Source organism: Neisseria sp. S1 (assembly GCF_048060015.1).
Classification (GTDB): Bacteria; Pseudomonadota; Gammaproteobacteria; order Burkholderiales; family Neisseriaceae; genus Neisseria; species Neisseria arctica.
On record NZ_JBLUPI010000008.1, the window covers coordinates 1 to 16,195 of the forward strand.

The 16,195-nt window shown below is 47.2% G+C and carries 10 protein-coding genes and 1 pseudogene; 4 read left to right on the forward strand and 7 right to left on the reverse strand.

Annotation, left to right across the window (positions count from 1 at the left end):
- Positions 1–492 precede the first annotated feature (492 nt).
- Complete coding sequence (locus ACEPPX_RS07300) at positions 493–1,299, reverse strand: cytochrome C assembly family protein (protein ID WP_416623517.1); 807 nt, start codon at positions 1,297–1,299, stop codon at positions 493–495.
- Positions 1,300–1,411: 112 nt separating this feature from the next.
- Between ACEPPX_RS07300 and ffh the strand changes: the two genes are divergently transcribed.
- On the forward strand, positions 1,412–2,773 hold the full coding sequence (gene ffh, locus ACEPPX_RS07305; RefSeq protein WP_047761883.1) for a signal recognition particle protein: 1,362 nt from the start codon (positions 1,412–1,414) through the stop codon (positions 2,771–2,773).
- Positions 2,774–3,141: 368 nt separating this feature from the next.
- On the opposite strand, the gene ACEPPX_RS07310 is transcribed toward ffh, so the two are convergent.
- Both ACEPPX_RS07310 and ACEPPX_RS07315 read right to left on the reverse strand, forming a co-directional pair.
- Entirely contained in the window at positions 3,142–6,069 is a 2,928-nt protein-coding gene (locus ACEPPX_RS07310) for an Rne/Rng family ribonuclease (protein ID WP_416623600.1), read from the reverse strand.
- Positions 6,070–6,123: 54 nt separating this feature from the next.
- Complete coding sequence (locus ACEPPX_RS07315; RefSeq protein ID WP_416623518.1) at positions 6,124–6,321, reverse strand: hypothetical protein; 198 nt, start codon at positions 6,319–6,321, stop codon at positions 6,124–6,126.
- A 289-nt stretch (positions 6,322–6,610) separates the two neighbouring features.
- Between ACEPPX_RS07315 and ACEPPX_RS07320 the strand changes: the two genes are divergently transcribed.
- From ACEPPX_RS07320 to ACEPPX_RS07330, 3 genes and pseudogenes are all read left to right on the forward strand, one after another.
- Positions 6,611–7,594, forward strand: a complete 984-nt coding sequence (locus ACEPPX_RS07320) for an RluA family pseudouridine synthase (protein ID WP_416623519.1) — start codon at positions 6,611–6,613, stop codon at positions 7,592–7,594.
- Between the two features lie 175 nt (positions 7,595–7,769).
- Positions 7,770–8,420, forward strand: a pseudogene (locus ACEPPX_RS07325) (HAD-IA family hydrolase).
- 62 nt (positions 8,421–8,482) lie between these two features.
- Positions 8,483–9,463 (forward strand): S49 family peptidase, encoded by a 981-nt coding sequence (locus ACEPPX_RS07330; RefSeq protein ID WP_416623520.1) that lies wholly within the window; start codon positions 8,483–8,485, stop codon positions 9,461–9,463.
- Between the two features lie 235 nt (positions 9,464–9,698).
- Here the strand turns inward: ACEPPX_RS07330 and ACEPPX_RS07335 are convergent, their stop codons facing one another.
- From ACEPPX_RS07335 to tldD, 4 genes are all read right to left on the reverse strand, one after another.
- Complete coding sequence (locus tag ACEPPX_RS07335; protein ID WP_416623521.1) at positions 9,699–11,609, reverse strand: transglutaminaseTgpA domain-containing protein; 1,911 nt, start codon at positions 11,607–11,609, stop codon at positions 9,699–9,701.
- A gap of 396 nt (positions 11,610–12,005) precedes the next feature.
- Complete coding sequence (locus tag ACEPPX_RS07340) at positions 12,006–12,950, reverse strand: hypothetical protein (protein WP_416623522.1); 945 nt, start codon at positions 12,948–12,950, stop codon at positions 12,006–12,008.
- Entirely contained in the window at positions 12,934–13,845 is a 912-nt protein-coding gene (locus ACEPPX_RS07345; RefSeq protein WP_416623523.1) for an AAA family ATPase, read from the reverse strand. The genes ACEPPX_RS07340 and ACEPPX_RS07345 overlap by 17 nt, the downstream gene beginning before the upstream one ends.
- Before the next feature lie 363 nt (positions 13,846–14,208).
- Positions 14,209–15,651: a metalloprotease TldD gene (gene tldD / locus ACEPPX_RS07350; protein ID WP_047761898.1), complete on the reverse strand. Its 1,443-nt coding sequence runs from the start codon at positions 15,649–15,651 to the stop codon at positions 14,209–14,211.
- Between the last annotated feature and the right edge of the window lie 544 nt (positions 15,652–16,195).

Below are 16,195 nucleotides of genomic sequence, written 5' to 3' on the forward strand. Positions count from 1 at the left end.
CACCAAAATTTTATCTGTCAAGACTAAAAGCAACCAATCCGTTTACTCAAAATCCCAACCGTGGTACAATCTACAGTCAGTTTTATTCACCGCCTCAGCAGCGAAGAACCGAACTATACACAACCCATACAAAACCCGTCAACCCCCAAAACAAAAAATCCCCCAGAAAAAATTGCACCCGTCTGTTTTACAACAGAATTTTTTATAACTAAAAATAGACAAAACAGACGATGCCGCCATCGGAAACATCATACCTCTTCGACACCCAAACTCACCCGCACCGCTACCCATTCACCTTCAGCCACCTAGCAAAAACACTACAGTTACCCTCTCTTCCTCTTCCATGAATAGAGCTGCTAAATAATTTTAATTATTTAATATCAGCTAATTTAGATAACCGTCCACCTAAAATAAATGCCGTCTGAAATTCTTCAGACGGCATTTATTTTGATATACAAAGTACTACAACACAGCTAAATAATATTTATTATGTTATGGCAAAATGACTTCAAGCACAAATTTGGAACCGACATATGCCAGCATCAAACTAACAAAACCTGCAATTGTCCACAATGCCGCCTGTTTACCTCTCCAAGAAGTCATATTTCTTTTTAGCAGAAGTCCGCCATAAATCAACCAAGATAATATACCGAAGACAGTTTTATGTGATAATTCTGCAGGTTTGCCAAATACAACCTCAGCAAAAAATGTACCACTAATAACGGAAAATGTTAGCAGTAAAAAGCCAACCTCCATTCCTTGAAACATAAGTTTTTCCAGACTTAGCAAAGGAGGCAGAAATTTGGTAAAGGGGGAGAGGCGGTGTTTGTGCAGATTTCTGTTTAACAATAAAATCAACACGGCCAATAACGTAACAATTCCAAACAAACCATATGCAAGCAATGACCCGCTAACATGCAGTATAAAAGGCCAATTACTAATTTGATAGCCGACGTAATGGCCAGGGAAAATGACTGCTATCAATAATGAAAAAGCGGCGCAAGGATATAAAAGGAGCTGCAACCCCTTTAAGCGGTAAAAAAAACTACCTGCCCAATACATCGTCAACATTAACCAGACAATAAGACTGACGGCATAACCAAACCCCATGACCAAAACTTGATCTCTCAATACCGGCAATGCCAATACTGCTCCGTGTACAAGCAAAATAGGAGCCAATATAGCAAGCTCGGTTTTTAAAGGATAGTGTTGCCGAACACCTTCTTTTTTATATTGAAGCCATGCAAAAACGGCCAATCCGGCATACACCAGTATCAGACAAATCAATATAATAGGCATGACAAACTTTCTACGCGCGCATATTCAGAAGCGCACTCGTGGTGTAAAATACGGTAATTTTATCAAATAACGCCAAACTCGTGGCGGCCATTCTCAATAAGTAAGGAAGTACATGTTAGATAATTTAACAAGCCGCTTTAGTAATGTATTTAAAAACATTCGCGGACAATCAAAACTCACAGAAGATAATATCAAAGAAGCATTGCGTGAGGTACGTTTGGCATTATTAGAAGCTGATGTTGCCCTACCTATCGTTAAAGATTTTGTAAACAGTGTAAAAGAAAAAGCCCTCGGCCATGAAATCGCCGATAGCCTCACACCCGACCAAGCATTTATCGGAGTCGTAAATGAAGCGCTGGTCGAGTTGATGGGTAAGGAAAACCACAGCCTGAATTTAGCCGTTTCACCACCTGCCGTCGTGTTAATGGCAGGCCTGCAGGGGGCGGGTAAGACAACTACGGTAGGCAAACTCTCCCGCCTATTGAAAAATGACCACAAGAAAAAAATCCTTGTGGTCTCCGCCGACGTTTACCGCCCTGCTGCAATCGAGCAGCTAAAACTCCTCGCAAACCAAGTAGGCGTTGACTTCTTCCCCTCCAGCACAGAACAAAAACCAGTAGAGATTGCCCGTGCAGCAGTCGATTATGCAAAGAAACATTTCTATGATGTTCTTATGGTCGATACAGCCGGTCGCTTAGCTATTGATGAAGAAATGATGGCCGAGATTAAAGCACTACATGCAGCCGTCAACCCGGTCGAAACTTTATTTGTCGTAGACGCCATGCTTGGGCAGGATGCCGTAAACACAGCAAAAGCTTTCAATGAGGCCTTACCGTTAACGGGTGTAATCCTAACCAAAATGGATGGCGATTCACGCGGTGGTGCGGCTCTATCTGTCCGCCAAACTACTGGCAAACCGATTAAATTTATCGGTACGGGCGAAAAAGTTACCGGTTTGGAACCCTTCCACCCGGATCGTATTGCCAGCCGTATTTTAGGTATGGGTGATGTATTAACGCTGATTGAAGACGTACAAAAAGGAATTGATGAGGAAGTCGCTGCCAAAATGGCTAAAAAGCTGCATAAAGGCAAAGGCTTCGACTTAAATGACTTCAAAGAGCAAATTCAACAGATGCGCAATATGGGCGGCCTGGAAAGCATCATGTCTAAAATGCCCGGAGAGATAGGGCAGCTTTCCAAGCAGATTCCAGAAGGCACGGCTGAAAAGGCCATGAGCCATGTAGAAGCGATTATCAACTCTATGACAGCCAAAGAGCGGGCTAATCCCTCAATTATTAAGGCCAGCAGAAAACGCCGTATCGCCGCCGGTTCAGGAACCAGCGTGCAAGAAGTAAATAAAATGCTGAAACAATTTGAGCAGTCTCAGCAGATGATGAAAATGTTTAGTGGCAAAGGCATGAGCAAACTTATGAATCTTGCCAAAGGAATGAAAGGCCGCTTCCCCGGTTTATAAATTCCTATCTTACCATTTAGGCCTTGATCATAATTAATACGGATCAAGGCCTAATTTTATAACAACCGCTTTTCCATACATATTCCTATGGAATCACAATTTAGGGAATAAGGGAAACCGTGCACCACTTAATTTAGAAAATAATCTTACTTTTCACAAATAAGCAAATAAGTCAGTGCAATAAACTTTTTGCCAAGCTGAACCAAAATTTAATCATTTTATATTCAGCCACACTTAACTCATACTAAAACGGCTATTAAAAATAACTGCCTCTGCTATTTATATATTCAAAAATATGCCGTCTGAACCATGATTTTCAGACGGCATATTCCGAGAATTACCTAAAACTAACAATATTCACTAACAATCTACTCAATCAGCAAACCAGGTTTATTTGTTTCAACCTGAATTAAAGATTGCTCCTCATGAATCGTTTCAATTGTTTTTGGCAGATCCGAACGGCGCAGGCCTTTAGGTAATTCTAAAGCCGGCATCTGTTTAGCTGCTTCCAAAGCTTCAATACTGGTTTGCACCAAAATCAAACCACCCAAATCAGACTCTTGCACAACACTACTCGACGCTGAATTTGTTAAAGCACTGCTTGAAGATTCTTGCACAAATTGCTCTTTCATCAACTCTTCAGATGGTTTCTTATCATCTTCGGCTTCAATACCTATCAATTGAGCTACAGCTTTTTGTACTTTCGCCGCTGCTTCATTGACTATGGTTTCTTCTGGAATGTTTTCTTCCGTTTCTACAGAAATATCATCCTCAATTGCAAACAACCCAACGGCCACATTATCAGCTTCATCCGATACTGCTGGCAAAACAATGGTTACCGGCTTATCAATAGGTGTATCTGCTTGCGGAACAACCACATCAACAGCCATCGGAACAGGCACGGCAACAGGCTCTTCTGCCGCACCGCCTAACACGTGGGCAACAGCATTTCGCACTTTATCCCCCACCTCCTCAATCATCAAGTATTGCTCGATTTTGGCAGCCGAAGGGATATTACGTTTTTTACTGTTATTGCGACGGTCTCTTTGATTACGGTTGTTACGCTCGTTGCGCTCCGTATTACGGTTACGCTTATGCGCACTATTCTTACCGTCGGCATCACCGCTCAAATTCACCACTATAGGTTCTTGTTTTTGCACATTAGCGGTACTTGCCGCAACAGATGCTACTTTCTCATTTGCCTCTAATGCGGCTACCGGAGCAACAATTTCTTCCTGACGACGCGGCTCATTACGGTTATTGCGGCGGCGGTTATTAGTATTAACCGATTCATTAGCACCGGTGTCTTCTACTGCTACTGAATTCTTTCCGCGTCGCTCCTCTGCGTTACCGTTTGACGCTCCGTTGTTACGGTCACGACCAGTATTGTTTTCACTTTGCTGATCGCGTCGGCCACGCTGGTTACCGCGAGTATCGGCTGCTTCTACAACCTCCGCTTTTTCCTTATCGGTATCGTACTCATTACGTCGACTTTGATTACCGTTGTTTCGGCGGGGATTATGGCGGCGATTCTGCTGTCGACGGCTTTTACCATTCGTCTGCCGTTGGCTTGGACGGGGATTAGCCGCTTGTTTTTCAGGCTCCGCTTTAGTTTCTTCCGAATTGCCAAATACACGGCCAAACCAAGCCTTAATACTATCCCACCATGAACCGCCGGTTGAAGTCTCGCTTACTGTGGGAGCAGGCTGGGTATGCTTCACCCCCTTAACAGCCGGCTCAGGGCGTGCCGCTTTGACTTTATCGCCATTAAAAGGCAGATTATCTTGTTTTTCAGGCTCGGCCACACGCTGGTAGCTAGGTGCCGCATTTTCATCCACATCATCATTACGCACGCGGCTAACGTCATAATGCGGATTCTCCAAATGAATATTCGGAATCAGGAAAACCGATACGTCCAAACGCTCTTCTAATCCGAACAGCTCGGCCCGTTTCTCATTCAACAAAAAGGTTGCCACATCCACCGGTACTTGTGCATGTACCTCGGCGGTATTGTCTTTCATCGCTTCTTCTTGAATGATACGCAATACATGCAATGCCGTTGACTCGATGCCACGGATCACACCGGTGCCGGCACAACGTGGACAGGCAACATGACTGCTCTCTCCCAAAGCCGGCTTCAGGCGCTGACGGCTAAGCTCCAACAAGCCAAAGCGGGAAAGCTTGCCCATTTGCACACGGGCACGGTCTTTTTTCAGAGCATCACGCAGGGTATTTTCCACATCGCGTTGATGCTTAGGGTTTTCCATATCGATAAAATCAATAACTACCAAACCGCCTAAGTCGCGCAAACGCATTTGGCGCGCTACTTCTTCGGCTGCTTCCATATTGGTTTTAAAAGCAGTATCTTCGATATCAGCACCACGGGTTGCGCGGGCAGAGTTAACGTCTACCGACACCAGCGCTTCGGTATGGTCAATGACAATGGCACCACCTGACGGCAGACTGACACTGCGTGAGAAAGCACTTTCGATTTGGTGTTCTATTTGGAAACGTGAAAACAGGGGAGTATGATCTTCATAAAGTTTCAGACGGCCGATATTATTCGGCATCACATAACTCATGAATTCGGAAACCTGAGCATAAACCTCTTGGTTATCAATCAGAATTTCACCGATATCGGGACGGAAATAATCGCGTACGGCACGGATCACCAGGGAGCTTTCCATAAAGAGCAAGTAAGGTTCGTGATGTGCCTTACCCGCCTCTTCGATAGCGTGCCAAAGCTGTAGTAGGTAGTTGAAATCCCACTGCAACTCTTCCACACTGCGGCCTATGCCCGCCGTGCGGGCAATCAGACTCATACCGCGGGGCACATCCAATTCGGCCATCGCACTTTTGAGCTCTTGGCGTTCTTCGCCTTCGATACGGCGCGACACGCCGCCGCCCCTCGGATTATTCGGCATCAAAACCAAGTAACGCCCGGCCAAGCTGATAAAGGTGGTCAACGCCGCGCCTTTATTTCCGCGCTCGTCTTTTTCCACCTGCACGATAACCTCCATACCTTCTTTAAGCACATCTTGGATACGTGCACGACCGCCTTCGTAATCTTGGAAATACGAACGGGACACTTCCTTAAAAGGTAAAAAGCCGTGGCGGTCGGTTCCGTAATCAACGAAACACGCTTCCAGCGACGGCTCAATACGGGTGATCACACCCTTATAAATATTACCTTTACGCTGTTCTTTTCCCAGCGTTTCGATATCCAAATCCAACAGGGTTTGTCCATCGACAATAGCTACGCGCAACTCTTCGGCCTGCGTAGCATTAAATAACATACGTTTCATAAAAACGACCTCGTTCTTTATTTTTAGCACTCACGAGGCGCGTAATCAGTTTTCGACACTTGCTTTGCCACCAATGGTCAGGCCGTCTGAAAACGGCGTGTAGGGCAGGATTCCGGATATAAGAAGGTTAATGTAAAGAACAAGGCACATATCAAAATATGCCGAAAGCCGATGCCGTACTTTCAAAATGCGCATCAGGCCGAAAATCTGAGCCGTATCTTCTTTATCATCGTTCGACGGCATCGCTGCCCGAAAACTGCGCCGTGCGTCTTATGCGCGGGCGGACTTCCGTCGAAAAGGTCAAACTTAACTACCACTCTGCCCTGCTGGCTTGCGCATGACAAAGGAAAATGCTTTGTGGAGTGCGTTTTTAATATAAAATATTTCTATTCGCAATTTTTCAGCTTGCGGCCAAATACTGCCGCATAAACTCTCGGGTAGGCTGTGATTTTTTATACTTTCAGACGACCTCAAAATTAGATTGGTATACTGCATGTCTGAACAGCCAAACCGTTATCGGATTATAGAGAAAATGCCAACAATTAGCAAAGACTTGGTGAACCATCTCACCATTCCCGAAGAAGATGCCGGACAACGTTTGGACAACTTTTTGATCAAAATTTTGAAAGGTGTTCCTAAAAGCCATATCCAACGCATCATTCGCGCCGGAGAAGTGCGTCTGAACAAAAAACGTTGCAAGCCGACCGATCGTATTTCGACAGGCGACCTCCTGCGCATTCCGCCTATACGTATCGCCGAAAAAATCAAGCCTGTCGCGTCGCACAACGCCCCTGCCCGTGAATTTGATATCGTATATGAAGATGATGTCCTGCTGGTAGTCAACAAACCCAGCGGTATAGCCGTACACGGAGGCAGCGGTGTCAGTTTCGGAGTTATCGAGCAACTCCGGCGTGCCCGCCCCGAGGCGCGCTATCTCGAATTGGTACACCGTTTGGACAAAGATACCAGCGGCCTGCTGATGATTGCTAAAAAGCGCAGTGCCTTAGTGAAGCTCCACGAAGCCATCCGAAACGATCATCCGAAAAAAATCTACCTTGCCCTTGGCATCGGAAAACTGGTTCAAGATAAAACCCACGTCAAGCTCCCACTATTCAAATATACCGGCGCACAAGGCGAAAAAATGGTGCGCGTAAGCGAAGAAGGCCAGTCTGCCCATACTATATTCCGCGTATTGCAAAGATATAACGGCGATATCTTGCACCAAATAGGCCTCTCAAACCTTACTTATGTGGAAGCCACCCTAAAAACCGGCCGCACCCACCAAATCCGCGTTCACATGCAATCGCAAAACTGCCCGATTGCCGGTGATGAGCGCTACGGCGACTACCAAGCCAACAAACGCCTGCAAAAAATCGGGCTGAAACGTATGTTTCTGCACGCCGCCGAGCTGCATTTAAATCACCCGCTTACCAACGAACCTTTAAAGTTGATTGCACCGCTACCGCCCGAATTAGAGCAATGCTTGCTGATATTCTCAAACGAAAAAAAAGCCTAAAAGATTCTATAATTTTTCAGACGGCCTCAGATTCGTATGCAAATACCATCAAAGCATCTAAAAAACCGCCAAGGCACAACCATACACTTCTATCCCTCCACGCCTACTAGGAAATTACCTTCTTCTTTTTAGATAGGCCCATACCAATCAAAAAGCCGCGGACAAGGAAACCCTTATGCCTCCAAAACTCATTATCTTCGACTGGGACGGCACGCTTGCCGATACCACCGCACCGATTACCGCCACCATGCAGGCCGCCTTTCTAGAACACGGCTTGCCCGCGCCACCGGCCGAAAGCATACGCAAACTAATCGGATACGATTTGCGCACCATCATATCTATACTGCATCCCGATATCGACACAACCCAACTGACGGCACTGGTACGGACTTACACCACTCATTATCTCAATCCCAACAATCAGAATATGCGCCTTTTCGAGCATGCCTTACCTTGCTTGAATACGCTCAAAGAATAAGGTTATTGGCTGGCAGTGGCCACAGGCAAGGGGAGAAGCGGCCTAGACAGTGCCATTAGCCAAACCGGTACGGCACATTTTTGGTACGCGACGCGCTGCGCCAGCGAATGCCCTTCAAAGCCTGTGCCCGACATGGTGCTTGAAATCTGTGACGAGCTGGGTGTTTTACCTACTGAAGCTCTAGTTGTCGGCGACACTACTTTTGATTTGGATATGGCCGCCAATGCCCGTGCCTATGCCGTAGCCGTCAGCACAGGAACACATACGTCAGAACAACTGCAAACCTCACCCCATTTGGCCATATTGGAAAATTTAGGCGGCCTGCCGTCTCTACTGCAAACTCTATAACGGTTTTCAAAGCCCCTCGATGCGCCTAAAATAGAGCACTTAATTGATTTTGGAATACTACGATGCAATACCGTATCCGCCGTGAAGGCGAACCTGAAAACGGCCAACAACCGGCCGCCACAGAAAGTTGGGAGCGCAATACGTTGCGCGAAGCCCTACTGGAAACTTATAAAGAACAACGCCGCAACCGCATATGGCGCAACATTTGGCGTGTTATATGGCTCCTGTTTTTTCTTTCTCTAATTGTCGGTCTGCGCGGCGGTGCAAGCTCCAATGCGCCAAGCGGCGATCATACGGCAGTTATCCGCTTAAGCGGCGCGATTTCCAATGAATACCAAGACCAAGTCGCCACTCTGCGTGACAGCCTTCAAGCGGCATACTCGAACAGCTCGGTTAAAGGCATCATCATTAGGGCAAACAGCCCCGGCGGCTCCCCTGTTATTTCCAATATTGCATTTGAAGAAATACGCCGTCTGAAAAAAGAGCATCCCGATACACCGCTTTATGTAGTAGCCGAAGACGTCTGCGCTTCCGGTTGTTACTACATTGCTGCCGCCGCAGATAAAATTTATGCCGACCCTTCAAGTGTAGTCGGCAGTATCGGCGTAATCGGCGGCGGCTTTGATTTTACAGGCCTGATGGACACATTAGGCATTAAACGCCGTCTGAAAACAGCAGGCAGCAATAAAGGCATGGGCGATCCGTTCAGCCCCGAAACGCCCGAACAAGCCAAAATTTGGGAACAAATGCTGACGGATATCCATCAGGAATTCATCAAAGCCGTTAAATTGGGACGCGGCAACCGTTTGAAAGAAAAAGAATACCCCGATATGTTCAGCGGTCGTATTTATACAGGCTCCGAAGCCAAAGCCGCCGGCCTGATTGATGATTTCGGTAATGTATACAGCATTTCACGCGATGTTATCGGCGCACCCGAGTTGGTGGATTACACCGAAGAAGATCCTTTAGGCATGCTGCTGGGCCGCCGTATAGGCATGGCCGCGGAAGAAAAAGCCCAAAGTATCATCAATCGTTTATGGTAACCCATACACTGAAAATTTAAAAAGATAATTGCCTTAATATTCGGGAAGCTTTGTTTATCCAACTACACTTCCTTCATTTGTAAAATAATAATGCCGTCTGAAAAGTTTTTCAGATGGCATTATTATTTACAGGCTGTAGCGCAAGCAATAGCCAAATAAGCTTCATCAAATGATACAAAGTAACACAGGCCAAAAAGTTTACCGTTACTACACTACTGTGTTCCTAGCTATTTCCTTAACGCACGTAACGCTTGGCAGCTTTCTTCACTTGTGCCAGCCAACCGCGGCGTACCGCACCAGACGGAGGCTCAACGCCCGCATACAGCCAGTTTTCATATTGGATCAGCAACCGGTCGATTTCGTCATCAGCCATATCATGCGCAGCCATCAAATGGCGCAGCTCGGTCGCACTGGTAGCGGCCAATTTTTCATCTTCGCTACCCAATAATACTGTTTTTAACAGCATAAAACCTTCGACCAGCTCATCAGTATCGGCCCGTCTGCCGTTCTTCCACCAATACCAAACCGGCAAAAATGCCAACAACAACCCGGGCAACAAGACAATCCATAGGGTCTTAAAGTTGAATCCGCCCAACCCTAAGGCGGCAAACAAACTATTTTGTTTATTTTGATCGTAATTTACCACCCATTGCTGCCAATAATACTGGCCCGTATCCGCCCAATTTGCCCATGTACCGCTTCGCTCCACCTGCGCACGTTCGCTTTCAGGCAATGCCTCGGCAACACCGCTTTGCGTGCGCACGGCCGAAACAGCAGCTGTCGGATCAACCCTCAACCACCGCTGTTCATCCGGCAGCCAAACTTCGGCCCACGCATGGGCATCACGGCTGCGCAACTGCCAAAAACCGGCTTGTTCATTAAAAGTACCTCCCTGATAACCGGTCACCACCCGTGCCGGCAATCCGCCCGCCCTCATCATAACGACAAAACTCTGGGCGTAATGCTCACAAAAACCACGACGGGTGCGAAACATAAATTCATCAATACCGTTTCGACCTTCGGTCTTCGGCGGCTGCAGGGTATAAACAAACGAACTGCTGCGGTAATGATGCAATACTTGATCGACAAATTGACGCGGTGACACTGACTGATCCCGCAATTTTTGAGCCAAGGCGCGTGTTTGCGTATTACCTTCGCGAGGCAGGCGGGTATAAAACGCCTGTTCGGCGGTATTCAACCGTTGAACCAAGATATCGCCTACCGAAGCTTGCAAAGTCAACCTACGCAAACCTTCACGGCTTTGTTCCGCCCTCAACACCTGCCCCAAACGCGCACCTATTCCCCGAGGCAGAGATGTGCCGGGATAATCCAATGCGGGCAGCACGCCGTTTTGATCACGCACAATCATTTGGTAAGTGGTTCTGCCTACTGTTGCGGCTTCGGCGTCATCTTCATAACGATTGTCCACCGCATGCCAGCGTATACCGTCAAAATCAGCCATGATGATGGCGCGCCAGTACATATCCTGAATTTCCGGTTGTTGCCCGCTAAAGGTAATATTGGCCACCCATTCATTGCTCTGTACCAGATTGCTGATACTGCCCGGTTCCATCGTATCCGACAAACCCGTTTTAGCTTGCGCACTTTGTTGCGGGATACGCCACAAAGGCTCGCTGCTTCTCGGCACCGCCACAAACAACAATACCATCAACGGTAAAGTAAGCAGTAACGCCTGTCCGCCCCGCTTGGCTGCCTGTTTGAAAGGCAAACCACCCAACAACGCCATACACACCGCCAACAGCAATAAAGTCAGCAACAGCCAAACACCCGTCAGCAGGCTTTGGTTAAGCAAAACACTTGATCCGCTGAGAAAAAGCATCGCCAACACCAGCACCTGCCAATCGCGCCTGCCCGTACTTTCAAACGACTTAAGCATCACCAGCAGCAATAAAAATGCAATCCCGCCCTCACGGCCAAACACCGTTCCCAATTGTTGCCAAACCAAACCGGCTACCATCAGCAACATTAATACCAAAGCCAAACCGTGCACACGGCCGATATGCAAACGCAACAAGGCCAAGCGGAGAAGCCATAAGCCGCCGAACAAAGCCGTCACCACCACAGGCAAAGCACCGGCAAGAGGCAATGCAGTCCACAGCAAAGTGCATAGCAATGCAAACTGCACAGGTGGCGGGGGTGCCTGTTTTAAAAAAACGGGATTTAATATCAACATATCAACTAGAAAATTATTCAAACCTTTTCAGACGGCCTTTACCTGAAAAATAACAGGCCGTCTGAAAATACAGTTATCCGATACCGTTGCATCGGGTGTTTTTAAGCAAATTTTTGGTTTCGCATCTCTCGAAGCACTATTTTCCAAATTTTCAGACGGCCTCAGGTAACCAAAACACCAGCAAGCCCCGTCGATCAAAAATACTTGTTTAACGCTGCAACCAAACATACCAATGCCGCCTGAATAGTTTCAGACGGCATTTGTCGTTTTCTCCTACCCAATGATACAAAACAGCAACAGCGTAAGCTTTATATTTTCCATTCTTACGCCTCGCAACAAATTGCCGCACTACCATAAAGCCAGTGCCGTCAAACACCTTTCCCGCTGTGCGGTTTGGGGAGCAATGGTTTGGTTCGGTAATTCCAACGTATATGCCAAGCCTGCTCTTTCGGCCTCCAACACACGAAAACACAATAATCCGGCCAAACGCTCCTTCGGCGTACCCACCGGATAATCACGGTAGGACAAAACCTTTTGATTTACCGCAGGCGGAATATCCTCAAAACGTTTATCTAGCAGCTCTCCCGTTTTGGCAAAAGTTTTCCAGGCAACATGCTGCAAAGAAGCGCCTTCACGGTGTTCTTGCAAATAAGCCAGATCTTCGCCGCCTTCTTGCATACTGCTTTTTGCAGCAGCATCATCACCGTTTGCCGCAGCTTCCGGAATGTCATGCGGCAAAGGCGCGGGATACACCACGGCATCACTCGGCCAATGCCACACGCATTGCACCATACACAAACCGAAAGGAGCCACACTGGCGGTACGCAGCGACGGTACGCACAAGTAGCCCCGCCGACTCGCCGGTACATGCCATTCGAAACGGCAATCACCTGCCGCATCTACCTGCCAAGTTTGCCAAATAGCACTTTCAGACGGCCTCTGTTGCCATTCTTCCTCATTACACAGCCACAGCCAACGGGCACGGCGGTTGTCTTCGGCGGTCAATAATAAGTGTGCCTGATCGCCGGCAAAAACCTCTTTGGGCATTTCCACGTCAATCTTCATACCCAAGAGCTGGCGCATATTCATCAACACCGCCACCACTGCGAAACCGGCCAACCAAAAGGCTGCCGCATAAGCAAGGTTCACTTGGTAATTCACACCCACCAACCACAACAGTATAACCATTACGGCCAAGCCGACACCCATACGGGTAGGTCGCCATAACAAATCGCGAACAGCGGGAGAACGCCCCGATACGGCAGGCAGGCTACGGTCAGGCAACAGCCACATGATTCAAAATATCCGTCAAAGCCTGCTCGCTATTGTAGCCGGCCTGTAAGGTTTGTACGCGGTGGTTGGTTACCGGCACCCACACTGCCTTGATATCATCGGGAAGCACATGAGCCCTGCCCTGCATAAATGCCCACGCTTTGGCAGCGCGAACCACCGCCAATCCCGCACGCGGGCTTAAACCCAATACAAAACGCCCCGGCTGGCGGCTGGCGGCTACCAAACGGTAAACATAATCCGCGGCTGCCGGTGCGAAACGAACCTCTGCCGCCTGCTGCTGCCATTGCGCCAACACAGCGGCATCACATACCGGCTGCAAACTCGGCAAACTTTGACGGCGGTCGCCTTCTGCATATAGTTGTCTCTCTGCTTCAGCAGCAGGATAGCCCATGCTCAAGCGCATCATAAAGCGGTCGAGCTGTGATTCAGGCAATGGAAATGTTCCCAACTGCTCCGTCGGATTCTGCGTAGCAACTACAATAAAAGGCTCGGGCAAACGATAGGTTTGGCCATCCACCGATACCTGCCGCTCTTCCATTGCCTCCAATAAGGCAGATTGCAGTTTCGGGGATGCTCGGTTGATTTCATCGGCCAACAAGAAACGATGGAACACCGGTCCGGGGTGGAATTCGAAACGTCCTTCGTTCGGACGGTATACATTTACACCCAACAAATCGGCCGGCAGCATATCGTTGGTAAACTGCACGCGACGAAAATCCAAACCCAACACAGCAGCCAAACCATGTGCCAAGGTGGTTTTGCCGACACCCGGAACATCCTCCAATAAAACATGCCCTCCGGCCAACACACAAGTTAAAAGCTGCTGTAAAACATTTTTTTTGCCTAAAATCAGCGTATCAAGTTGGCGCAAAGCCTCTTGGATGGAAGGGTTCATATAATTATCGAATTAAAGTGAAAGTTAATAGAAATAATAATGAGGCCGTCTGAAAAATAAATGCTTGGTCGTTCAGTACTTGCCTGGCATGAAGATACCGTTTGAAAATCAGGTTTCAACCGGTGCTGATCATGCCGCTATAATAATCCATACGCCCCGCATTCTCACCATAATCCCCCAGCTTAATTATTTTTTCACATAATTATTATCACGATTACAACAATCGCTGCAAAAACCGATAAAAAAACGCCGTTTGAAATATTTTCAGACGGCATTTGATTTGGCTGCTACATATCCGGCAACCTATATAACATTTATGTAAAAAACATTATTAAAATACGGCAAAAGATACTGGCAACGCCTTTAAATCTCACTACCGCCAACCGTTAATCCCGCATCAATACGCAACGTGGGCTGACCAACGCCGACAGGCACGCTTTGCCCGTCTTTACCGCATACGCCCACACCACTATCGAGCTGGCTATCATTGCCGATCATGCTCACATGTTTCAATACTTCGGGGCCGCTGCCGATGATCGTTGCACCTTTAACGGGATATTGAAGCTTGCCGTTTTCTACCCACCAAGCTTCCGATGCACTAAAAACAAACTTACCGCTGGTGATGTCTACTTGTCCGCCACCGAAATTGACAGCATACAAACCTTTGTCGATCGAAGCGATAATTTCCTGAGGGTCATGGCTGCCGTTTTCCATAAACGTGTTGGTCATGCGGGGCATCGGCACGGCAGAATAACTTTCCCGGCGCCCGTTACCGGTACTGCGGGTATTCATTAAGCGGGCATTGGTTTCGTCTTGCAGATAGCCGGTGAGAATACCGTCTTCAATCAGCACCGTCCGCCCGGTTTCATTGCCTTCATCATCAATATTGAGCGACCCTCGGCGGTCGGCAATATCACCCTGATCCACCACAGTAACGCCTTTTGCTGCAACACGCTCGCCAATACGCCCTGAAAACACACTGGTCTGCTTGCGGTTGAAGTCACCTTCCAATCCATGGCCGACTGCTTCATGCAATAGTACACCCGGCCAACCGTTACCCAATACAACTTTCATCGCTCCCGCCGGTGCAGGCCGCGATTCCAAATTTATCAGCGCCTGTCCCACAGCTTTTTGCACATAACCGCTGATTACCGCATCATCAAAATACGTCAGATCAAAGCGGCCTCCACCACCCGCACTGCCCTGTTCCCGACGCTCACCTTGCTTGGCAATTACAGTCACAGACAGGCGCACCAACGGGCGGATATCGGCACTGTGTTTTCCATCCAAACGGGCGATATATATCAAGTCGTATTCGCAGGTTAAGCCCGCCATCACTTGTACTATCCGCGGATCAGCCGCTTTAGCCAACGCCTCCACTTTGTTGAGCAAAGCGACTTTCGCCGCAGAATCAAGGCTGGCAATCGGATTGGCAAGCGCATGTACGCTTTTACCATATACAGGCACGGGAATACATGTTGAGTACTCCTGCCCTGCATCAGCAATCACCCGTACAGCCTCCGCACTTCGACGCATAGAATCCGGATGCAGGCTGTCGGCGTAAGCAAAAGCTGTTTTTTCCCCGGCTACCGCACGCACACCTACACCTTGATCAATCTGGAAACTACCTGATTTCACAATCCCTTCTTCCAAATGCCAACTCTCAAACGCAGTACGTTGGCAATATATATCGGCGTAATCCACTTTTCTGTTGCCGATTAAACCAAGACTTTGCTCCAAAATTTCAGGAGCCAAGCCATTGGCGGCAAGCAGGTCTTGTGAAACGGTATGGTAAATTTGCTGCATAGCGGACATAATTATTCTTTAAATAAATCGGAATATACGGATTATACGGTATTCACTACCCGGCAGTCTTACCATTTAATTTACTTATCGAAATAACTGATAACATTTATATATATTAATTAAAAGTTAGCTCTTATATTTGCCTATTGAATAATAGCTACCCATAAGCAAGTTAGTAAGGAAATCATCTTTTAAAATATTTTCACACTCTCCGGCCTAACCATTAACCCACAAAAATAGAACCGTCTGAGAATTTTCAGACGGCCAGCATCACAATATTTCAAACTATTTTATTTTTTCAAATACTTATTTAAAAATTTTAAAAATAATAACAATAAATATTGATAATTATTATCATTTATGTATAATAATTAAAACCAACAAGTCATTCGACTTCGAGGCCGTTAAACATTTTATTCCTCTTTCCCCATATCCGAATTACACGGAGGTTGTATCTAAAGTAATTTAGTGTTCCATTTTTCCTACTCAAAACCGAAAACACCAAACCCGCTATTTTTCATAGTGGGTTTGGTGTTTTTCAGAA